The 19464-nt window shown below is 68.0% G+C and carries 21 protein-coding genes and 6 pseudogenes; 14 read left to right on the top strand and 13 right to left on the bottom strand.

Annotated elements, in window-relative coordinates; all coding sequences use genetic code 11:
* Positions 1-71 precede the first annotated feature (71 nt).
* The gene (locus tag G4G28_RS09320) at positions 72-383 is read left to right on the top strand and encodes a 2Fe-2S iron-sulfur cluster-binding protein (protein WP_183108277.1); all 312 of its coding nucleotides are present in this window, start codon (positions 72-74) and stop codon (positions 381-383) included.
* Here G4G28_RS09320 and G4G28_RS25665 read toward each other — a convergent pair.
* Positions 340-864, bottom strand: a complete 525-nt coding sequence (locus tag G4G28_RS25665; protein ID WP_229507976.1) for a S9 family peptidase — start codon at positions 862-864, stop codon at positions 340-342. The genes G4G28_RS09320 and G4G28_RS25665 overlap by 44 nt on opposite strands.
* 86 nt (positions 865-950) lie before the next feature.
* Positions 951-1082: pseudogene (locus tag G4G28_RS28140) on the bottom strand (alpha/beta hydrolase); the annotation flags it as partial.
* A gap of 333 nt (positions 1083-1415) precedes the next feature.
* Between G4G28_RS28140 and G4G28_RS09330 the strand changes: the two are divergent.
* On the top strand, positions 1416-1595 hold the full coding sequence (locus tag G4G28_RS09330; RefSeq protein WP_182988049.1) for a hypothetical protein: 180 nt from the start codon (positions 1416-1418) through the stop codon (positions 1593-1595).
* Between the two features lie 159 nt (positions 1596-1754).
* On the top strand, positions 1755-1919 hold the full coding sequence (locus G4G28_RS09335; RefSeq protein WP_182988050.1) for a hypothetical protein: 165 nt from the start codon (positions 1755-1757) through the stop codon (positions 1917-1919).
* Positions 1920-2004: 85 nt separating this feature from the next.
* Here the strand turns inward: G4G28_RS09335 and G4G28_RS09340 are convergent, their stop codons facing one another.
* Positions 2005-2199 carry a hypothetical protein gene (locus G4G28_RS09340; RefSeq protein ID WP_182988051.1) on the bottom strand — a complete coding sequence of 65 codons (195 nt, stop codon included), beginning with the start codon at positions 2197-2199 and terminating at the stop codon, positions 2005-2007.
* A 191-nt stretch (positions 2200-2390) separates the two neighbouring features.
* On the opposite strand from G4G28_RS09340, the gene G4G28_RS27445 reads away from it, so the two are divergent.
* Both G4G28_RS27445 and G4G28_RS09345 read left to right on the top strand, forming a co-directional pair.
* Positions 2391-2525, top strand: coding sequence for a hypothetical protein (locus G4G28_RS27445; protein ID WP_267873613.1), 135 nt, complete (start codon positions 2391-2393; stop codon positions 2523-2525).
* 72 nt (positions 2526-2597) lie between these two features.
* Positions 2598-2969, top strand: a complete 372-nt coding sequence (locus G4G28_RS09345; RefSeq protein ID WP_182988052.1) for a hypothetical protein — start codon at positions 2598-2600, stop codon at positions 2967-2969.
* 209 nt (positions 2970-3178) lie between these two features.
* Here G4G28_RS09345 and G4G28_RS09350 read toward each other — a convergent pair whose 3' ends face one another.
* The 4 genes from G4G28_RS09350 to G4G28_RS09360 all read right to left on the bottom strand — a co-directional run bounded on the left by G4G28_RS09350 (position 3179) and on the right by G4G28_RS09360 (position 7252).
* Positions 3179-3346 (bottom strand): hypothetical protein, encoded by a 168-nt coding sequence (locus G4G28_RS09350; RefSeq protein WP_229507978.1) that lies wholly within the window; start codon positions 3344-3346, stop codon positions 3179-3181.
* Positions 3347-3407: 61 nt separating this feature from the next.
* Entirely contained in the window at positions 3408-5297 is a 1890-nt protein-coding gene (locus tag G4G28_RS09355) for a bifunctional diguanylate cyclase/phosphodiesterase (RefSeq protein WP_229507979.1), read from the bottom strand.
* Between the two features lie 5 nt (positions 5298-5302).
* Positions 5303-6277, bottom strand: coding sequence for a CHASE domain-containing protein (locus G4G28_RS25675; protein ID WP_229507980.1), 975 nt, complete (start codon positions 6275-6277; stop codon positions 5303-5305).
* Positions 6278-6427: 150 nt separating this feature from the next.
* Positions 6428-7252 (bottom strand): methyltransferase domain-containing protein, encoded by an 825-nt coding sequence (locus tag G4G28_RS09360; RefSeq protein ID WP_183108278.1) that lies wholly within the window; start codon positions 7250-7252, stop codon positions 6428-6430.
* Positions 7253-7382: 130 nt separating this feature from the next.
* Between G4G28_RS09360 and G4G28_RS09365 the strand changes: the two genes are divergently transcribed.
* The 5 genes and pseudogenes from G4G28_RS09365 (at position 7383) to G4G28_RS25690 (ending at position 10493) form a co-directional block, all read left to right on the top strand.
* On the top strand, positions 7383-7658 hold the full coding sequence (locus G4G28_RS09365; RefSeq protein ID WP_182988055.1) for a hypothetical protein: 276 nt from the start codon (positions 7383-7385) through the stop codon (positions 7656-7658).
* Positions 7652-8926 carry a GGDEF domain-containing protein gene (locus G4G28_RS09370; RefSeq protein ID WP_229507981.1) on the top strand — a complete coding sequence of 425 codons (1275 nt, stop codon included), beginning with the start codon at positions 7652-7654 and terminating at the stop codon, positions 8924-8926. Before G4G28_RS09365 ends, G4G28_RS09370 begins: the two co-directional genes overlap by 7 nt.
* Positions 8927-9002: 76 nt before the next feature.
* Positions 9003-9461 (top strand): annotated as a pseudogene (locus tag G4G28_RS28960) (hypothetical protein); the annotation flags it as partial.
* 124 nt (positions 9462-9585) lie between these two features.
* Positions 9586-9876, top strand: a complete 291-nt coding sequence (locus tag G4G28_RS25685; RefSeq protein WP_229507983.1) for a hypothetical protein — start codon at positions 9586-9588, stop codon at positions 9874-9876.
* 380 nt (positions 9877-10256) lie between these two features.
* A complete protein-coding gene (locus G4G28_RS25690) occupies positions 10257-10493 on the top strand; it encodes a hypothetical protein (protein ID WP_229507984.1) in 237 nt (78 codons plus the stop codon).
* 230 nt (positions 10494-10723) lie between these two features.
* Here the strand turns inward: G4G28_RS25690 and G4G28_RS09385 are convergent, their stop codons facing one another.
* The 6 genes and pseudogenes from G4G28_RS09385 to G4G28_RS09410 form a co-directional block, all read right to left on the bottom strand.
* On the bottom strand, positions 10724-11011 hold the full coding sequence (locus G4G28_RS09385) for a hypothetical protein (protein WP_182988058.1): 288 nt from the start codon (positions 11009-11011) through the stop codon (positions 10724-10726).
* Between the two features lie 306 nt (positions 11012-11317).
* Positions 11318-11973, bottom strand: a pseudogene (locus G4G28_RS09390) (ABC transporter ATP-binding protein).
* Positions 11974-11986: 13 nt separating this feature from the next.
* Positions 11987-12742 (bottom strand): phosphonate ABC transporter, permease protein PhnE, encoded by a 756-nt coding sequence (gene phnE / locus G4G28_RS09395; protein WP_183108457.1) that lies wholly within the window; start codon positions 12740-12742, stop codon positions 11987-11989.
* Positions 12743-12770: 28 nt separating this feature from the next.
* Positions 12771-13513: pseudogene (locus G4G28_RS09400) on the bottom strand (PhnE/PtxC family ABC transporter permease).
* A gap of 85 nt (positions 13514-13598) precedes the next feature.
* Positions 13599-14410 (bottom strand): annotated as a pseudogene (locus G4G28_RS09405) (phosphonate ABC transporter ATP-binding protein).
* A gap of 26 nt (positions 14411-14436) precedes the next feature.
* Complete coding sequence (locus G4G28_RS09410; protein ID WP_182988061.1) at positions 14437-15327, bottom strand: putative selenate ABC transporter substrate-binding protein; 891 nt, start codon at positions 15325-15327, stop codon at positions 14437-14439.
* A 153-nt stretch (positions 15328-15480) separates the two neighbouring features.
* Between G4G28_RS09410 and egtD the strand changes: the two genes are divergently transcribed.
* From egtD to G4G28_RS09430, 4 genes and pseudogenes are all read left to right on the top strand, one after another.
* Complete coding sequence (egtD, locus tag G4G28_RS09415) at positions 15481-16452, top strand: L-histidine N(alpha)-methyltransferase (protein WP_229507986.1); 972 nt, start codon at positions 15481-15483, stop codon at positions 16450-16452.
* Positions 16453-16466: 14 nt separating this feature from the next.
* Positions 16467-17697 (top strand): annotated as a pseudogene (gene egtB / locus G4G28_RS09420) (ergothioneine biosynthesis protein EgtB).
* Positions 17694-18638, top strand: a complete 945-nt coding sequence (locus tag G4G28_RS09425; RefSeq protein ID WP_229424949.1) for a YihY/virulence factor BrkB family protein — start codon at positions 17694-17696, stop codon at positions 18636-18638. Before egtB ends, G4G28_RS09425 begins: the two are co-directional and overlap by 4 nt.
* Before the next feature lie 166 nt (positions 18639-18804).
* Positions 18805-19410, top strand: coding sequence for a TlpA disulfide reductase family protein (locus G4G28_RS09430; RefSeq protein ID WP_183108281.1), 606 nt, complete (start codon positions 18805-18807; stop codon positions 19408-19410).
* Positions 19411-19464: the final 54 nt, after the last annotated feature.

The raw sequence follows: 19464 nt of genomic DNA on the forward strand, positions 1-19464 counted from the left end.
CGGCCCGGTCTGTGCGCGAACGAACTCAGGCACGGGGCCCCGGGCGCGCCGCGCGGCGCTACAATCGCGCCATGCGCGACCCCACCAATTCCTTCATTATCGCGCTCGAACCGCTCGGCGCCAGCTTTTCCGGCGGCGACGGGACCGTGCTGGCCGCGGCCGAACACGCCGGCATCGACCTGCCCAGTTCCTGCCGCAACGGCACCTGTCGCACCTGCCTGTGCCGGCTCGAGCGCGGCAGCGTGCGCTACCTCGTCGAGTGGCCCGGCCTATCGATCGAGGAAAAGCGCGAGAACTACCTGCTGCCTTGCGTGGCCGTGCCCCTGTCCGACCTGGTCGTCAACGCGCCGTTGGCGAAACGGCGGCCGCCCCGGCAGGGCTAGCTTTGCCGCTAGCGTGCTCGAGCGCGCGCTCGATCGCGCCCAGTACCAGCGGCCAGGCGTGCGAGCTGGTGGCGACTTCGTCGTAGTGGCTCGCGCCCGGCAGGATCACCACTTCGGCGCTGTCGCCCGCCTGCCGCGCGCGCTCGGCGAAATCGTGCGCGATGCGCGGCGGCGAAATCGTGTCGAGTTCGCCCGTGACAAGGATGGTATGGCTGCCGTTGGGCAGCAGTTCGGCGGCGTTCGTGTCGGCATACACGTCGGGACGGCCGGGACCGGGCTCGCCCGCCAGTTCCGGCGTGTCGCGGCCGCAGTTGGCCTTGATCAGCGCGCGCTCGCGGCGCAGGTCGGCCAGGCCTCCCAGGCTGACCACGGCACGCACCGGCAGCATGCGTTCGCGATGGAGCGGACTTGTCGCGGGAATCTTCGCGCGTCCCGCGATCCACTGCACCAGCTGGCCGCCGGCCGAATGGCCCACCGCCACCACCCGCTCCAGGTCGAGCTTGCGCGCCGCGCCCGGGCGGCCAGCAGGTCCAGGGCCGCATGCATGTCCTGGTACATGCCGGGGTAGCCGCCGCCGGCTTCGTCCACGCGCCGGTATTCGACGTTCCAGACGGCGATCCCGCGTGCCCGCAAGGCGCCCGCCATGTTGCGGAACTGGGTGATGCCGCCGAAGCGCTCGGTCCAGCAGCCGCCGTGCACCAGTACCGCGACCGGGAAGGGGCCGGCGCCTTCGGGGACGAACAGCTCGGCGTATTGCGAGGGGCGGGGCCGTAGGGCAGGCGTGCCGTGGGGGCCGGTCCCTGCAGGGCCATGTAGTCGGCCAGCTTCATCGGGGCGGCCGGGGCCAGGGCGGGCAGGAGGGAAAACAGCAGGGCGGACAGGCGCGGGAAGCGGTTTTTCATGGCAGAAATGGAAGCTGAAAATCGCACTATACGGGAGCGGGGCGGGATGCGCACGATTGAAAACCTTCCGGGTTCTTCCATGCTAGGCTGCGCAAAACCGCATGTTTTCACTCACCACGGGAGCAACATCATGAATCAGACGAAACAGACCGGAACCCAGAACAAGCAGTCCGACAACCTGTCGGAAGAGGAAATGGCGAAGCAGCGCGCCGGCAAGGAACACAAGAGCAGCCACGATGCCAAGTCGCGCGTGCGTGCCGGCACCGGCGAAGGCGCCGGCGGTGGCGCCAAGCAGAAGCAGAATCACTGATGGCACTGGGCGGCGCCGTCCGGTTGCCGCTCGATGTTTCCGGTAGCCGCCCGGGGACGGCGTACGTGCGAACCTGCGGCTACCGGGTCGCGATGGCAGCGGACGCCCATGGCGGCACCAGGCAGGCACGCGACCACACCACATTCACGCGAGACGCCAATGGCTACGACACACCTGCAAGATCGTGCCCATTCCACGCCCGATCCCGAGACCGATCCAACCCCACCCAGCATTCCCATTCCCGACGACGTTCCCGATCCCGCCCACGCGCCGGTCGAGGAGCCCGCGATCCCGGTGCCGCCGATCCGCGAACCGCGGGTCTAGGCGAAACCCCATGAAGAACGGCCCCTGCCGGTTGCCTGGCAGGGGCCGTTGTCATGCATGGGCGGTCTCCTGGTACTTGTAGCGCCTAGTCCTTCGGCGTCGTCTCGTCCTCGCGCTTGGCATTGTCGCGCGCGCTGCCCGGCTGCAGCGGCGGGATTTCCTTGATCATTTCCTCGGTTTCCTTCTGGCCCGGCGTCTTTTCGCCGCTGCCGATGTCGCCTTCTTCCATGTAGGGGCGGCTGCCTGCGGCCGGGTCGGTATTCTTGTGTGATGGATTCATGGTGCACTCCGCTGTTGATGACAATGTTCTGGTCATCCTAGCAGCGGCATCCGCCATCCGGCGCGCGCTAGGCCTTCGCCGGAGTGTTGCCGCCTCACACAAAGTTACAATTATGTTAGGTAGCGAACCAGCCACATGTGTGATTTTTTTTATAATATCTATTCATGACTGCATTGATTTCGGAGAAACAGATGGGCAACTCGCTGCACAACAAAATTTACCTCGGCCGCCACAGTGGATTCGCATCGCGCCGCTTCCAGGGCGTACTGGCCGTGGCCGGCATTTTCGGTGCCGGGCTGCTCTGGATCGCGCTGCGCACCCATTGAGAAAGAAACGATGGTTGCCGCCGGGCGTCACGGCGGTTACCATGACGGCCGCGAAGAACCACGAAAGCGGTAATGAAGAACGAAAAACTGACGACTGACGAATACAACGCGCTGGAATTCATCCGCCGCGGCGCCCGCAGCGACCGCGTGAATGCCTGCGTCGGGCGCAACGCCAAGCGCCTGTCCGGGCTGAAGATGATCACCTACGGCCGCGACGGTCGCGTCGACCTGACGGAAAAAGGGCAGCAGGTGCTGTTCCTGCGCAGCTGCATCGAGGCGCTGGGCGCGCTGTCCCAGGACCCGCAGGCGCCGGTGGCCGGCGACGTTGCACAGTTCCTGAGCCGCAAGTCGCACATCGCGCCGCGCCCGGAAGGCGGCTTCGACGTGACGGCCAAGGGCCAGGAGTCGCTGGCCGACATCCAGGCGCAGGAACCGCGCAAGTAGTCGTCAAGTAAGCGCCAGGCAAGCGCCGGGAAAGCGCCAGGCAAGCAGTCGGCGCGATGGCGCGCGCACCCGGCGCGCATCAGCCGGGAACCGGCCACGGCGTGGCTGGATCCTTCGACACGCCGGGTGGGGTCCTGCGAGGGGCTGTCAGCCGCGGCGGCGCCGTTGCGGATAGACGAGGGTACGCACGGCGACTTCGGCCGGCACGTTCATCGCCGCCGAAACTCGGCCGCGCGCTGCAGGCCGAGCGTCGGCACCGAGGCCACCGCCTGGTTCACCAGGTCGCGCGTACGCAGGTCGGTACGCAGCACGCGCAGGCGCGCATCTTCCACTGATTGCGCCATCGATTCGGCGCCGAGATCGTCCATCTTCATCATGTTCGAGAATTGCTATAGAAACACAGCCATTCTAGAACAACGATGTGCAAATTGCTACATGTCAATACGAATTTGCCGCTCCGCCGTCCGCAATGGCCGGCTCGGCGGGCGCGATTGTTTCGTGCGGACGCAAACCGCGTCCTTCACGCAACAGTTGCTCAAATTCGAGCGCCGGTACGGGCCGGCTGAAGTAGTACCCCTGCATCTCGTCGCAGCCGTGGCGGCGCAGGTAGTCGAGCTGTTCGCCCGTCTCCACGCCTTCGGCGATCACCGCCAGCTTCAGGTTATGGGCCAGCGCGATGATGGACGTGACGATGGCCTCGTCGTTGGCGTCGCGCGTGATGTCGGCCACGAATGAACGGTCGATTTTCAGCACGTCGATCGGGAAGCGCGACAGGTAGGACAGGCTCGAGTAGCCGGTGCCGAAGTCGTCGATCGACAGGTTCACGCCCAGCGCCTTCATGCGGTGCAGCAGTTCCACCGCCGGCGTGATGTCGCTCATGAACAGGCTTTCGGTCAGTTCGATCTCGAGGTATTTCGGCTCCAGCCCGGTGTCGGCCAGCACCGCCGCGATGTCTTCGACCAGGTCGGGTGCGCCGAACTGGCGCGCCGACAGGTTGACGGCCACGCGCAGCTTGTCGAAACCGGCATCCTGCCAGGCCTTGTTCTGGGCGCAGGCGGTACGCATCACCCAGGCGCCGATCGGCACGATGAGGCCGGTTTCCTCGGCGATGCTCACAAAACGTCCCGGCGGTACCATGCCCAGTTCCGGATGCTGCCAGCGGATCAGCGCTTCCATGCCGACGATCTTGCCGGTCTTCATGTCGAGCTGGGGCTGGTAGTACAGCACGAACTCGTCGCGCTCCAGCGCATTGCGCAACGCGCCTTCGATGCGCACGCGCTCGAGCGACTCTTCGTTCATGGCCGGCGAATAGAACTGGAAGTTGTTGCGTCCCAGCTTCTTGGCGCGGTACATGGCGATATCCGCGTGTTCGATCAGTTCGTCGGCCGGCGTGCTCTCGCTCGGATAGACCGACACGCCAATGCTGCAGGTAACAAAAAATTCCTTGGTGCCGAGCAACACCGGCTGCGCCACCGCGTTCATCACGCGCTCGACGATGGCCGGCGTCAACTGCTGTTCGCCGTGTTCCGACACCAGCACGACGAATTCATCGCCCGACAGGCGCGCCACGGTGTCCGAATCGCGCAGGCAGGCACGCAGGCGCGCCGCCACCGTCATCAGGAGCACGTCGCCCGCCTTGTGGCCCATGCTGTCGTTGACGAACTTGAAGCGGTCCAGGTCGATCAGCATGACCCATACCGGGTTGCCGCTGCGGCTGGATTGGGCGATGGCCTGCGACAGCCGGTCCTGCAGCAGCGAACGGTTCGGCAGGCCGGTCAGCACGTCGTGCTGGGCCACATGGTGCACGCGCTGCTCGGTGAGCTTGCGCTCGGTGATGTCGCTGCCGGTGCCGCGATAGCCGGCGAAGCCGCCGTGTTCGTCGAAGACCGGCTGGCCGTTGACGCAGAACCAGCGGGTGTCGCCGTTGTCGTCGCGCAGCTGGTATTCGAAATTGGCAAAAGGCTGGTGCGCGCGCACCTGGGCGATATGGGCGCGGCCCGCTTCGCTGTCGGGAATCGAATCGATGAATTCCCAGCGCGTGCGGCCGAGCAGGCGCTCGAGCACGATGCCGGCCTTTTCGGTAAAGCCGCCGGTCACCATCGTGAAGCGGAAATCGCGGTCCTGTTCCCAGTACCAGTCGGAGGACATCGACACCAGCTGGCGGAAGCGCTGTTCGCTGTGCTGCAGCGCCTTTTCGGTGCGCTCGCGCGCGATCATGTCGTCGACCAGGCGGCGGTTGATGCGTTTCAGGTCGGCGGTGCGCTTGCGGACCAGTGTCTGGATACGCTGGGCACGCGCGCTCGATGCCTGGATCCAGGCGGCGCTCATCAGGCTCAGCAGGATGCCGCCGGCCAGGGTCGCCAGGGAGGCGAGGTGGTCGGCGGCGAAGGGCGCGGCTGCGCCGTCACCTCGACCAGCCAGGGACGGCCGGCCACGTCGAGGGTGCCTGCAGCACGCGCGGTGTATTCGGGGGCGACCAGGCGGCCAAGCGGGTCGGTGCCCGGCTGGCCGGCGTCGCCGCCGCTGCTGAACACCAGGTTCGCCGGTTCGGCCTGCGGACCCGCATACACCGACATCCGGATCCGCTGTTTGCCCAGCAGGCCGGCGGCGGCCAGGGTGGCGCGCACCAGTTCGCGCCCGCGCACGACCGCGGCGGTATCGCCGATCAGGGCGCCGCTGCTGTCGTACACCGGCATCAGGAGCTGGAAACTCGGCTGGGGAACGGGATTCTGCACCAGCGGGAACAGCGTGGAGGCGGCGACCTGGCGCCCGGCGTGGGCACGCGCCAGTGCCGCATTGATCGCAGGGCGCGTTGCCGAATCGAAGCCGAAGGCCGCTTCATTGCCGGCCATCGGTTCCAGGTACTGGACGATGTTATAGCGTGCGCGCCGCCCGGCCGGCACCATCCTGCCGCCCTGCGCCTCGCTGATGAAACTGCCTGGAACGACCGTGTTCAGGTCCGCCTCAACTGCCGCGCGCTCGCTGTCGGCGATTTGCCGGTGGAAGTTGAAGGCCTGGATGTAGGGATGGCGCTGCAGCAGCGGCGTCGTGAAATCGTGGAACTGGCTGCGCGTGACCGGTGCGCCGAGGGCAAACAGCTGGTTGGTGACCGCTACCACCTCGACGGCGTCATGCAGGCCCTGGCGCACCGTGGCCACGCGCTCGTCGGCCTCCTGGGCGAACACCAGTGCCAGGTTGTCGTATTCGAGTCGGCTGACCCCGACGAACAGCACGCAGGAGGCGGCCAGGCCGGCCCCCAGGGTGAGGGCCGCCGCGCGGGTCAGGGAAAACGGCAGGCGACGCAACATGTCCTGTTCCTAGAAAGATTTTTTGCCTGTAGGCATGAAAACGACCAAGTGTGTCATATCTTGGCCCGTTTTCGCAAACACTTCCTCTCCCGGGCAGCGGTGGGCGGTGTCATTGTCGCCGCGATCAGACAAGCGCCGTTGTCGGGCTGATCAGGTTTGCATCCGCCGTGCGGCGCGCGCGGGCCGCCATGCCAGCCAGGCGACGACGGCGCGCGCGAGCAGCCGGTTCAGCAGGCCGAAACCGAGGCCGCGCCGGCGCATGACACGCCGCTGCATGCGCAGCGCGGGGAGCGAGCTGGCGTCGACGCCGGCGCCGGTCCGGACTGCGAAGAGCAGGTGGTTGTTGCCGGCGATGCCCGCAAAATCGCAGACGCGTCCGCCGAAGGCCGCCGCCAGACGCGCCGCCAGCTGGGTGCGGGCAGGGTCGTAGCTGAGGAAGTTGGCGACCAATACGCCGCCGGCGCGCAGGGCGCGGCGGCAATCGGCGTAGAAGCGTTCGCTGCCGAGCGACTCCGGCATGCCGGTGGCGTCGAAGCCGTCGACCAGGATCACGTCGACAACCGCGTCGGGCAAGGCGTCGGCGCAAGCGAGGTAGTCGGCGGCATCGGCATGGACGATGCGCAGGCGCGCGTCGTCCGGCGGCACCCGGAACTGCTCGCGCAGGGCGATGACTTCGCTGCTGATCTCGACCACGGTGATGCGCGTATCGGGGAAATGGCGATGGCAGAACTTCACCATCGAGCCGCCGCCCAGGCCCACCATCAGGATATGGCGCGGATGCGGCACGAACAGGGCAAAGCACATCATGGCGCGCGCGTATTCGAGCACCAGCGCGTGCGGTGCGGACAGCAGCATCTCGCTCTGGATGTCGCCTGGCTGGAATTCGAGGGTGCGGCGGTTGCCGCGCGTGCTCACCAGCGCAGTGGAGGCCCGCGCGGCGGCGGGCGGATCGGCAGGGTCGAGGCGGGGCGGCATGGCGCCAGTATACCGATGGGCGCGCGGCGGCGAGCACCGCTGCCAATGCAAGGGTGGCAAGGCGGCGCTCGCCTTGTCCACAGGCATGAAGTTCTGCTAAGCTGGCCCTTGCCGCCACACGGAGTCGTTCATGTTTCTCGATCATCCATCGATCACCGCCACCAACAGCCAGACCGAGCCCGACCGCATCGAGCGGCTCAACCGCGTCTATGGATATGCGATGGCGCTGGCCGACAGTGCCGGCAATGCGCACTTCGTCGACAAGCTGACCCAGCTGCATGACCACAAAGGCACCCTGATCGTGTTCTGGAACGAGCCGCCCGACGAGGCCGAGCGCGCGTATTTCGCCCGGGCCTGGGCCAGCAAGGTCGGCGACGGCAGCAGCAACGTCGAACACGAATGCTGAACCCGACCATGCTCGCACTCGATTCCACCACCATGGTGCTGGTGCTGGCACTGGGCAACCTCGCCCTGTGCAGCCTGCTGTTCTTCTTCGATTACGGGGCCGTGCGTACGCCGGCAATGGCGAGCTGGAGTTTGTCGCGCCAGGTCCAGGCCGCGAGCTGGCTGCTGCTCTGCCTGGGCGGCGCGCGCGTGGTGCCCGAACCGCTGGCGCTGCCGGCCGGCTGGGCCCTCCTGATCGGCGGCGTGGCACTCGAAGCCGGCGCGCTGTGGGAAGGCGCCGGTTCGGCGCGCCTGCGGCGAGCCGCTGTGCCGCTGGCGGTGGCCGCGGTGCTGGTGTTCCCGGTGTCGTACTGGATCGATCCGCTCGGCCTGCGCACGCTGGCCGCGGCGCTGCTGCTGGGCGCTTTCTACCTGATGGGCGCGGCGGCGCTGGCGCGCGGCTGGCGGGCTGCCAGCATGCTGCAGCGTGCGCTGGCCATCGTCACGGCGCTGCTGGCGCTGGTGGTGGCGGCGCGCGGCATCCTGGTGCTGGTCATGCCCGACGGCTGGCGCTGGCTTTCGCACGACCTGCTGCGCCAGTTGTCCACCGCCGCCTTCTACCTGCTGATGCTGGTCGGCGCCTTCGGCTGCCTGCTGCTGGCGCGCGAGCGCCAGCAGGTCGACCTGGCGCGCCTGGAGACAAGCGACCTGGTGGCCGACGTGGCGAACCGGCGCGGCTTCTTCCGTGCGCTCGCGCCCTGGATCTCGCTGGCGCGCCGCCCAGGTTCGGCCACTGCGCTGCTCGTCCTGGACCTCGACAGCTTCCGCCGCGTCAACGACGGCTACGGCCACCCGGTGGGCGACGTCGTGCTGCGCCATATCGCCGACCTGTGCAAGCGCCAGCTGCGCGACAGCGACCTGCTGGGGCGCCTGGTCGGCGGCGAATTCGTGCTGCTGCTGCCGCGCACCGGCGCCGAGGAAGCGCTGCTGGTGGCCGAACGCATGCGCGCCGCGATCGAGGCGACGCCGGTCAAGACCGAGCGGGCGATGATCTCGATGACGGCCAGCTTCGGCGTCACCACGATCCGCCCGGACGACAGCAACGTCACGCTGCTGCAGCGCGCCCGGAAGCGCTGCGGGGCGCCAAGGACGCGGGCCGCAACCAGGTGCGGCTGGCGCCGCGTCCCCAGGCCGTCGAGAGCCAGGAGAGCTAGGCCGCAGCCAGCCACGGCTTGCCGCGTCGTCATCGGGCCGTCACAATGGCGGCCCATACTCGGGGTTCCTCCATGACCAGGACGAACCGATGGCCGTCACTTATTCCGTCCCGATGTATGCCGCGGTCGAACTCGGCTCGAACGGCGTGCGCATGCACGTGGCCAGCTGCGAAGCCGGCGTCGTGCGCGTGGCCGCGACCCTGAGCGAGACGATCCGCCTGGGCGCGCCCGGGCGGGACGGCGGCGTCGACGCCGCCACGATGCGGCGGGTGCTGGCCTGCCTGCGCCAGTACCGCCAGGCGCTGCAGCCCTGGTCGCCGCGCGCGGTACGGGTGGTTGCCACGGCCGCGCTGCGCGCCGTCTGCGAGACGCCGGCCTTCCTGCCCGCGGCCGGCGCGGCGATCGGCCATCCGGTGGAACGCATCGGCAGCGAAGAAGAGGGCCGCCTGGTCTACCTGGGCGTGACCGGTGCCCTCGGTCGCGGCAGCGAGCGGCGCCTGGTGCTCGACATCGGCGCCGGCTCCACCGAAATCGTCCGGGGCCAGGGTGCCGAGGTTGAACTCGTGCAGTCTTTCGGCGTCGGTGCGCTGCGCCATGGCCTGGCATTTTTGGCGCGGGTATCTCGCAGGCGGCATTCGACGCGGCGCTGGCGTCGGCGCGCAGCCGCTATGCCGATTGCGCCCAGCTGCCCGGCATGCGGGGCTGGGAGTGCGCGTATGCCGCGCCTCGGGAACCGTGCGCGCGCTGGCCGAGCTGGCAGGCGAGCCGCTGCTGGACGCGGCGCGCCTGCGGCTGCTCTGCCGTACCCTGGTGGCGGGGAGGGCGATGGCGGCAGGCGGGGAGCAGGCCCTCGGCGCGGCCCAGGTGGCGGGCGGCCTGGCGCTGCTGCTGGCCATGGTCGAGGAACTCGGCATCGAGGCCGTCATTCCGGTGCGCGCCGGCCTGCGCGCGGGCGTCATCCGCGAGCTGCATGCACGCCATGAAGGTGCCGCACGGCAGGACGCGCCCTATCCGGAATGCGCCTGATCGACTATATTGTTTATCTTGTTAAGTTGTGGAATACCCAATGACCAGAAAATCGGTTGCCGTGGCCGCGGGCGCAGCCCCGTCGGCACGGACGAAAGCGGGCACGCCGCCCAAGGCCGCCTCGACGGCATCGCGCGAGAGCGCTTCCAGCACTGCCCCAGCCAGAAGCGCGCGCGACAACGGGCATCGCTGCAAAGCCCGCTGTAAAGCCTGCCGCAAAGCCTGCTGTAAAGCCTGCCGCAAAGCCTGCTGCAAGATCCGTGAAGCCGCCGTCGACAGCCGCCGCCAAGCCTGCCGCGAAGCCCGCCGTGAAAGCGGCTGTCAAACCGGCTGCGAAGCAGCCCGCGAAGGCGCCGGCGCGCCCTGCGGCGAAGCCGGTCGTGAGGGCTGCCGCAAAGCGCGGCGCCAAGCCAGCTGCCGCCAGGTCCGCCACCGGGGTTGCAGGCAAGTCCGCCGCTGCGCTCAAGACCGCGGCGAAAGCCGTGGTCAAGGCGGGCGCCGGCCGTGCCGCGCCAGCGCCTTCGCCGGCGACGGCGCGTCCCGCGCTGGTACGCGACAGCTTCACCATGCCCGAAGGGGAATATGCGGTGCTGGCCGCCGTGAAGGGGCCTGCCTGAAGGCGGGTTTCGAGGTCAAGAAAAGCGAACTGCTGCGTATCGGCGTGGCCACTGGTGGGCCGCCTCGACCTGGCAACGCTGCGCCAGGTGCTCGACAGCCTTCCCCAACTCAAGACGGGCCGTCCGCCCGCGCCGTAAGACGCGCTGGCGACTTACGGCGACTCGTGCCGGGACGCTTGCCGTCCCGGGGGCGCGAACGCCGGGCGCCAGCGGCGCGGCGTGCGCCTGCGCTAGTGCACCGAGGCCGAGGTCAGCTCCTTCAGTTCGCGGATAGGGATATTCGATTTCTCGTGCATGCGCAGCAGGATCGTGGCACCGACATTGAGCTTGCGGTGACGAATCTTGCTGATGATCGGCGGCTGCACCTCGAGTACGCGGCACAGCTCCGCGTCATTCTTGAGATGCATCTTCTCGATCAAGGTGTCGAGCAGCTTGTTGGGGACGAAGCTCGACGGCTCGAGGGCGCGGGCGCGGTGCATCGCGGCCAGCATTTCCTGCTTTTTTTGGCGTACGTTCATGTACTCCTCCAATACATTGGTTGGGGGGACAGGACCGTTTTGGAAGCGCCCGTTGTTGTGATAGCTTCGAGCACCTGACAACAGCTTCATGGCGGCCTTGCATCGCCTCGCCGTACACACGTACCGCCTTCGCGGTCCGCCGATGCGGGCAACGCGCCTGGCCTCGAGGCGCTCGGCCTCAAGGCCCATGAAGGCCGTATTGGATGCTCTTCTGCGTGCGGGTCGTTGTGATAGTACTACGGCTTTGCAGGGTACTCCGCACGATTCAACACAACAGCATGCAAGCTGATTGTTTCTTCGCGGAACTCACGCCAACTTGAGTCCATCTTTGGTCAGGAGCAGCACCTGGTCGGCCATGTCGGCCGCCGCGTGCGAGTGCGTCACCATGATGGCGCCGGCACCGTTGGCCCGGATTTCCTCGCGCAGCAGGCGCAGCACGCCGCCGGCCGTTTCCGGATCGAGGTTGCCGGTCGGCTCGTCCGCCAGCAGCAGCGCCGGCCTGTGCACCGGGGCGCGCGCAATCGCGACGCGCTGCATCTCTCCGCCCGACAGCTGGCGCGGGAAATCGGCGCCGCGTCCCCCAGGCCGACCGCCGCGAGCATGCCCTCGGCACGTGCCGCGCTCTCGCGTCCGTGTTCGCCGTTTAACAGCAGCGGCAGCGCCACATTCTGGTGCAGGGTCAGGTGCGGCAGCACGTGGAAGGCCTGGAAAATGAAACCCATGCGCGTTCGGCGCAGGCGCGTGGCGGCGCCGTCGTCGAGCGAGGACATCGGCGTGCCGTCGACGATCACCTGGCCGCTGTCAGGGACGTCCAGGCCCGCGATCAGGTTCAGCAGCGTGGACTTGCCGACGCCCGATTCGCCCATGATGGCGACGAACACGCCGGCCTCGAAGCGGTGCGACAGGGCCGACAGCACGGTGCGGCCGCCATAGGTCTTGGTGAGCTGCGACAGTTCGAGCATGGGTGCCTTTCGCTTAACGGGTGAGCGTGCGCCGCAGCGCGAAGCTGGCGGCATCGACCAGGGCGACCAGCACCAGCATGGCCAGCACCACGGTGGCCGCGCTCGGCATCTGGAACAGCGACAGGTGGTACTTCAGCATCTGGCCAAGCCCGCCCGCACCGACCACGCCCAGCACGGCGGCGGCGCGGATATTGTTCTCCCAGCGGTACAGGGTATAGGACAGCATTTGCGGCAGCGTCTGCGGCAGCGTCGCATAGAAAAAGGCGGCCAGGCTGGGGGCGCCGTTGGCGCGCAGCGCCGCTTCCGGCAGCGGCTCGGCGTTTTCCAGCGCGTCGGCAAAGAGGCGCCCGAGCACGCCCGCGGTGTGCGCGGCCAGGTCCAGCGTGCCGGCAAACGGACCCAGGCCGGCGGCCACCAGCAGCAGCGCGGCCCACACCAGTTCGGGAATCGAGCGCAGCACGTTCAGGACAAGACGCACCAGCGCGCGCGGCACGGCGCCCCAGCGCCCGCCTGCCGGCAGCGCCAGTACCAGCCCGGCGACGACCGCCAGCAGCGTGCCCAGCGCCGACATCGACAGGGTCTCGAGGGCGGCGAACGCGGTTTTCTTGAGAAAAGCCGGCGCCAGGTCGGGCGGCGCGAACCCGTCCAGGAATTCGAGCATGGTGCTGGCCGCCTCAGGCGTGAAGAAGGCGCCAAGATCCATGCTGAGGGTGGCGAAGCTGGCCACCACCAGTACCAGCAGGGCGCCGACGAGGAGCAGGGTACTCAGGCGCGCGCGGGCGCCGCCGGCATGGTCTTCATCCCAGCCTCCGGCGCAAGAGGGTCGAGACCAGGTCGGCCGCGGCCACCAGCAGCACGAACACGATCAGCATCGTCGCCACTTCGCCGCCGGCCATCATCCGGGTCGATTCTTCCATGCGCTGCCCGAGGCCGCCGGCACCGACGAAGCCCATGATGGCCGAACCGCGGATCGCGCACTCCCAGCGGTAGACGGTGTAGGACACCAGCTCGGCGGCCGACTCGGGCAGGGCGCCGTAGAGCAGGGCGGCCAGGCGCGAGCCGCCGTTGGCCAGCAGTGCGTCGCTGGCGTGGAAGTCGCCGGACTCGAGGATCTCGGCATAGACTTTCGCCAGCATGCCGCAATAGGTGAGGGCGATCGCCAGCACGCCGGCCGTGGGCCCGAGGCCGACCACGCGCACGAACAGCAGCGCCCACACCAGTTCCGGCACGCTGCGCAGCAGCACCAGCACCCAGCGCACGGCCTGGCGCAGCAGCGCGGCCAGCGGGCGGATGCGCCCCGTGCCCGGCGCGAGATCGACAGCCGTTCGCTGACTAACAGGGTGGCGGGAATCGCGCCCAGCAGGGCCAGTGCGAGTCCGGCCGTGGCGATCGCGACCGTGACCCAGGTCTGCTCCAGCACCAGCAGCAGGAATTCGGCGCCGTGCGCCGGGTGCAGGAAGTCCTTGAGGAAAACGCCAGCCGCGGCCAGGCTTTGCAGGTCGAACAGCAGCCGGGGCTTGAATTCGCTGTAGACGAGCATGGGCCAGAGCAGCACCAGGGCGCAGCCGCAGGCGACGAGGCGCCCGCGCCAGGCGGGGTCGGGATGCAGGGGAGCGCCGCCATCGTCAGAAGCAGGCGCCCACGGCGATGCGGTCGGGGCTTTCGTGCTCCGGATGCGGGTGCGGCGCCGCGCTCTCGTTCGCGTAGAGGGCGGCGACCATCGCGTCGGTGACCTCTTCGCGCGGCAGGTCGAACACGATGCGGCCGGCGCGCAGGCCGACGATGCGCGGAAAGTGGGCGCGCGCCATCTCGACCTGGTGCAGGCTGCAGACCAGGGTGGCACCACGTGCCCTTGCTTCGTCCAGCAAGGTGGAGAGGGTCAGGCGTGCCAGCGCCGGGTCGAGCGCGGAGATCGGCTCGTCGACGAGGAAAGCCTCGGCGCGCGAGAGCAGCAGTCGCGCCAGGCTGCAGCGCTGGCGCTCGCCGCCGGACAGGCGGTCGACGCGCGCATAGAGTTTGTCGCCCAGGCCGAAACGCGACAGTGCCTCGAAGGCGGCGTCCGGGTCGCTGGGCTTGAACAGCGAGGCCAGCGCCTGCCACAGGCTCCACTGCGGCAGGCGGGCGGCCAGCACCGCCGTGACCACGCGCTGGCGCGGCGGCAGCGGCGGCGTTTGCGGGGCGAGGAACAGGCGTGCGCGCAGGGCATGGCGCGCCCCTGCGGCAATGCCCGGGGATCCTCATCGAAGACGGTAAAACCGCCCCCGGCCGGCCGGTGGGCGCAGGCCAGCGTCGAGAGCAGGGTGGTCTTGCCGGCGCCGGACGGCCCGATCAGCGCGACTTGTTCGCCCTGCGCCAGCGCGAGGTCGAGTTCGTGCAGCGCGACCGCGCGCGTGCCGGTCAGGTGGCGCACGGTCAGCTTGTCGAGCCTGAAGGTCATGGCGTGGCGGTCCGTTCTTGCAAGGCTTACTTCAGCAGGCCGGCATTCTTCGCCGCCGCTTCAATCGCCACGTAGTTCTCGGCCCTGGTCGGGACGAATTTCGTTGCGCGTTGCAGTTCCAGGATTTCCTTGCCCTGCGCAGTAGAAGCGTCCAGGGCCAGGAAGGCGTCGCGGATTTTCTTCTGCAGCGCCGGGTTCATGTCCGAGCGCACCGACCAGTTGTAGTCGAAGTAGCCGGGCGTGGTGTAGAACACGCGCACGGCTTTTGGGTCGACCTTGCCGGCTTCGACCAGCTTTTCCCAGACCGAGATGTTCAGGGCGCCGGCATCGACCTTGCCGCCGGCGACAGCCGCGACGGTGGCGTCATGCGCACCCGAGAAGGCCACGCGTTTCAGGTCGGTGTCCGGATCGATCCTGGCGGTGAGCAGGAAGGAACGCGGCATCAGGTGGCCCGAGGTCGACGATTCCGAGCCAAAGGAGAGCGTCTTGCCACGCAGGTCTTCCAGCTTGTTGATGTCGGCCTTGGTGGTGATGAAGACCGAGCGGAATTTTTCGTCTTCGGCGCGCTGCACCAGCGGCACGACCTGGCCCTTGGAACGGACCTTGGCCTGCACGAAGGTGAAGCCGCCGAACCAGACCATGTCGAGCTTCTTGTTGACCAGGCCTTCGACCGAGGCGGCGTAATCGGTGACCGGGGTGAATTCCACTTTCAGGCCGGTCGCCTTGGCCAGGTAGTCGCCCAGCGGCTTGAACTTGCGCTGCAGTTCCGTCGGCGCCTCGTCGGGAATGGCGGACACGCGCAGCACGCCCGGCGTATTCTGGGCGGCGGCATGGCCGGCGGCGAACAGCAGGGAGGCGGTGGCGGCCGCGGCAAACAGCGACTTGAAGGTCGACTTCGAAACGGACAATGGATTCATGCGAACTTTCTCTTTTTATGGGGAATCGAATGGTCTGCACGCTTGGGCAGCAGGCGAACGCGGGATCGAGGGGGTTCCGCTATCATAGCAAAAACGGCAACTCATCCCATGCCGGGCGCATCGGGCGCCTCGGCGGCACGAATGATAAACCTTATGCTGACGTCCTGCACAATCGAGAAGCCGGCCGCGCCCAGCGCCCATGTCCCGGCGGAGCTGTACGCCGGCCTGGCGGCCGAAGCGGCCTGCATTTCGCCGAAATTCCTCTACGACGCGCTTGGCTCGAAGCTGTTCGAGGCGATCTGCGAGCTGCCGGAATACTATCCGACCCGTACCGAGGGCGCGATCTTCGAGCGCCATGGCGCCGAGATCGCCCAGGCCTGCGGGGCCGGCACGACCCTGATCGATCTTGGCGCCGGCAATTGCGCCAAGGCGGCGGCGCTGTTTCCGCTGCTGCGCCCGAGCCAGTATGTCGCAGTCGACATTTCCACCGATTTCGTGAGCGAAGCCCTGGCGCGCCTGCGCCAGCGCTTTCCGCACATCGCCATGAGCGCGCTCGGACAGGACTTTTCCAGCGGCCTGCGCCTGCCCGACAGCGTGCGTGCCGAGCGCCGCCTGTTCTTCTATCCGGGTTCATCGCTGGGCAATTTCACGCCGGCCGAAGCACGTGCCTTCCTGCGCCGCCTGCGCGGGCAGTGCGGGCTCGACGGTGCGCTCCTGATCGGCATCGATCTCGCCAAGGAGAAGGCCCTGCTCGATGCCGCCTATGACGACGAGCTCGGCGTCACGGCCGCCTTCAACCTCAACGTCCTGCGCCATGTGAACCGCCTGCTCGGCGCCGATTTCGACGTCAGGCGCTGGCGCCACGCCGGCTTCTACAACGAGGCGCTGGGCCGGGTCGAGATGCACCTGGAAGCGCGCGAGGCGCAACGCGTGCGCTGGCCGGGCGGCGGACGCAGCTTTGCCGCGGGCGAGCGCATCCACACGGAAAACAGCTACAAATACCGCCAGGCCGACGCCATCGCGCTGCTCGAGCAGTCCGGCTTCGAAGCCACCCGCGTCTGGCTCGACCCGCGCCGCTGGTTCGCCGTGATCCATGCGCGGGCGATCGCGCCGCTGGGCGCCTGAGGCCAGGGGAAAGCATGAGCGCGCGCGACGGGGGACTGGCCGGACGACTCGACTACGCGGCCGTGCGTGCGCGCTCGCTGGCGCTGGCCGCACCCCTGTCGCCGGAAGATTGCTGCGCCCAGTCGATGGCGGACGCCAGCCCGGTGAAATGGCACCTGGCGCACACCACCTGGTTTTTCGAGACCTTCATCCCGGAAGCGCGCGAGGCCCGGTTTGCGCCGTTCGACCCGGCCTTCCGGGTGCTCTTCAATTCCTACTACAACGGCATCGGCGCAAAGCACCCGCGCGCGGCCCGGGGCCTGCTTACCCGGCCCTCGCTGGACGAGGTGCGCGCCTACCGGGCCGACGTCGATCGGCGCATGGCGCGCCTGCTGGCTGCCCATCCTGCGGATGCCGGTCTGGACGCGCTGGTGGAACTGGGCCTGCAGCACGAACAGCAGCACCAGGAATTGCTGCTGACCGACGTCAAGCACCTGCTGGCGCACAATCCGCTGGCGCCGTGCTATGACGACAGTCCCCTCGAGGTGGCTGCCGAGCCCCCGGCCATGGCCTTCCTGCCTTTCGACGGCGGCCTGTTCGAGCTCGGCCACAACGGCCGCGGGTTTTGTTTCGACAACGAACTGCCGCGCCATCGCGTCTATCTCGCGCCTTTCGAACTTGCCTCGCGGCTGGTAACCAATGGCGAATACCTTGCCTTCATCGAGGCGGGCGGCTACCGCGACCCGGCGCTGTGGCTGGCCGAGGGGCTGGGACCGGGTCGCTGGCGGCGAACTGGCCGCGCCCCTGTACTGGCGCCGCGAAGGTGACGCCTGGCACGAATTCACCCTGCACGGCACTGTGCCGCTCGACCCCCACCGCCCGGTTACCCACCTGTCGCTGTACGAGGCCGACGCCTATGCGCGCTGGCGCGGCGCGCGTTTGCCCTCCGAGGCCGAATGGGAATTCGCCGCGCGCCAGGCGGCCATCGACAGTGGCGGCCTGCACCCGGGTGCGGCAAGCGGCGCAGGCCTGGCCCAGATGTTCGGCGCCTGCTGGCAATGGACGAGCAGCAGTTATGCACCGTATCCCGGCTATGCGCCGGCTGCCGGCGCGATCGGCGAGTACAACGGCAAGTTCATGGTCAACCAGTATGTGCTGCGCGGCGCGTCCTGTGCCACGCCGGCCGGGCACGCGCGCGCCAGCTACCGCAATTTCTTCCCGTCGGGTGCGCGCTGGCAGTTCACCGGACTCAGGCTCGCACGATGATGCCGGGCGGGCGCCTGCGCGTGCGTCGCCTGCGCGTACGTATCCTCAACCGGCGCGCCAACGCCTACATCCTGTCGCACCCGCTCGCCTTCACGCTCAGCGTGCTCAAGGGCTTTCGCGCCAACCAGGGCCTGCTGCTGGCCGGTGCCGTCGCCTATTACGCGCTGCTGTCGATCGTGCCCTTCCTGATGCTGGTGGTGGTGGTGCTGTCGCACTTCCTCGACCAGGCCGAACTGCTGGTCACGATGCGCCGCTACCTCGAACTGCTGGTCCCGGGCCAGTCGGTCTCGATCGTGGCCGAGGTCGCCAACTTCCTCGACAACCGCGACCTCATCACCTGGGTGCTTGCGGTGACGATGCTGTTCTTCAGTTCCTTCGCCTTCACGGTGCTGGAAAACGCCATGAGCGTGATCTTCATCCACCGGGTGGCGATCCGGCGCCGCCATTTCCTCGTCTCCGCCGTGCTGCCCTACTGTTACATCCTGGCGCTGGGCTTCGGGGTGATGCTCGTGACCCTGGTGGCCGGGACCCTGCAGGTGATGGGGCGGGAGAGCGTGCAGCTGCTGGGCATCACCTGGTCGCTCGGGGGACTGTCCGGGGCGCTGCTCTACCTGCTGGGGCTGGCCGGCGAGATCCTGGTGCTGACCTCGATCTACCTGGTGATGCCGGTAGGGCGCCTGTCGCTCTCGCATGCGCTCGTCGGTGGGGTAACGGCCGCGCTGCTGTGGGAAGTCGCGCGCCATGTGCTGGTCTGGTACTTTTCCACCCTGTCGCAGGTGAACGTGGTGTATGGCTCGATGACGACGGCAATCGTCGTCATGTTCAGCCTCGAGATCGGTGCCACGCTGCTGCTGTTCGGCGCCCAGGTGATCGCCGAGTACGAGCGGGTAGGGCGCGGCAAGCCGGAGCGCCATCCGCCGCTGTCGACCGAGCCGGTCTAGGAGCGCCTGCATCCTGTGTTCGCGCTGCGCTATGTTGCAGACCTGGAATATCTTGCCTGTCAGCATTTTTCAGCGTACGATGTTGAATAGGTGACAACTCGCACGTCGCTCCCTGCCATTGCCGCCGAGTTGATCGCGGCGACTTCCTTCCTTCGACCTGAATGACATGAACGCTTTGAAAAAGAACCCGCAGCACCTGCCCGGCGCCTTTCTTCGCCTCCTTATCACGGCCGTGGCCGCCTTTTTCCTGGCCGCCCCCCTGGCGGTCGGTGCGGCGGAAGCGACCCCAGCCCCGGCCCTGGCAGCGGGAGACGTGCCGCCCGACTATGTCGGCAAAACCCTCGACGGCGTGCCCATCAAACTGTCCGGGCAAGCGGGGAAAGTCATCGTCGTGTCGTACTGGGCAACCTGGTGCCCATACTGCCTGAAAGAACTGCCGATCCTGGACAATTTGCAGAAACTGGCCGGCAAGGAGCACATGTACGTGCTGGGCGTGAATACGGAAGAGCGTGCGGTGTTCCGCAAGGTGCTCGGTGCCGTGTCAAAGATGAACATGCACTTCGCCTACGACCCGGATGGTGCCGCCCAGAAGGCCTACGGCGTCAAGGGCATCCCGCATATGGTCATCATCGGACGAGACGGCAAGATCATTCGGGTGTACCGCGGCTATGGCGAAGACATGCTGGACCAGATCGTTGCCGAGATCAATACGGCGCTGGCAGCGCCGGTGGCCGGTGCCGGTCCGGCGCCAGTCCAGGGCGCGGCGCAATAGCCGGCCCGGTGCCGGGCCGGCCACCCGCAAAGCGGGGCGCTACCCGGAGCGCAT

The organism is Massilia sp. Dwa41.01b, assembly GCF_014171775.1.
Taxonomy (GTDB): domain Bacteria; phylum Pseudomonadota; class Gammaproteobacteria; order Burkholderiales; family Burkholderiaceae_D; genus Telluria.

Excerpts from the sequence above, each read along its gene's own strand:
- G4G28_RS09350 (WP_229507978.1), bottom strand. The coding sequence starts at position 3,346 with ATGATGAAGATGGACGATCTCGGCGCCGAATCGATGGCGCAATCAGTG.
- G4G28_RS09370 (WP_229507981.1), top strand. The coding sequence starts at position 7,652 with ATGCTGAACCCGACCATGCTCGCACTCGATTCCACCACCATGGTGCTG.
- G4G28_RS09330 (WP_182988049.1), top strand. The coding sequence starts at position 1,416 with ATGAATCAGACGAAACAGACCGGAACCCAGAACAAGCAGTCCGACAAC.
- G4G28_RS09335 (WP_182988050.1), top strand. The coding sequence starts at position 1,755 with ATGGCTACGACACACCTGCAAGATCGTGCCCATTCCACGCCCGATCCC.
- G4G28_RS09320 (WP_183108277.1), top strand. The coding sequence starts at position 72 with ATGCGCGACCCCACCAATTCCTTCATTATCGCGCTCGAACCGCTCGGC.
- G4G28_RS09425 (WP_229424949.1), top strand. The coding sequence starts at position 17,694 with ATGATGCCGGGCGGGCGCCTGCGCGTGCGTCGCCTGCGCGTACGTATC.
- G4G28_RS09385 (WP_182988058.1), bottom strand. The coding sequence starts at position 11,011 with ATGAACGTACGCCAAAAAAAGCAGGAAATGCTGGCCGCGATGCACCGC.
- G4G28_RS09355 (WP_229507979.1), bottom strand. The coding sequence starts at position 5,297 with ATGAGCGCCGCCTGGATCCAGGCATCGAGCGCGCGTGCCCAGCGTATC.
- G4G28_RS09345 (WP_182988052.1), top strand. The coding sequence starts at position 2,598 with ATGAAGAACGAAAAACTGACGACTGACGAATACAACGCGCTGGAATTC.
- G4G28_RS25675 (WP_229507980.1), bottom strand. The coding sequence starts at position 6,277 with ATGTTGCGTCGCCTGCCGTTTTCCCTGACCCGCGCGGCGGCCCTCACC.
- G4G28_RS09360 (WP_183108278.1), bottom strand. The coding sequence starts at position 7,252 with ATGCCGCCCCGCCTCGACCCTGCCGATCCGCCCGCCGCCGCGCGGGCC.
- G4G28_RS27445 (WP_267873613.1), top strand. The coding sequence starts at position 2,391 with ATGGGCAACTCGCTGCACAACAAAATTTACCTCGGCCGCCACAGTGGA.
- G4G28_RS09430 (WP_183108281.1), top strand. The coding sequence starts at position 18,805 with ATGAACGCTTTGAAAAAGAACCCGCAGCACCTGCCCGGCGCCTTTCTT.
- G4G28_RS09365 (WP_182988055.1), top strand. The coding sequence starts at position 7,383 with ATGTTTCTCGATCATCCATCGATCACCGCCACCAACAGCCAGACCGAG.
- G4G28_RS09410 (WP_182988061.1), bottom strand. The coding sequence starts at position 15,327 with ATGAATCCATTGTCCGTTTCGAAGTCGACCTTCAAGTCGCTGTTTGCC.
- egtD (WP_229507986.1), top strand. The coding sequence starts at position 15,481 with ATGCTGACGTCCTGCACAATCGAGAAGCCGGCCGCGCCCAGCGCCCAT.
- G4G28_RS09340 (WP_182988051.1), bottom strand. The coding sequence starts at position 2,199 with ATGAATCCATCACACAAGAATACCGACCCGGCCGCAGGCAGCCGCCCC.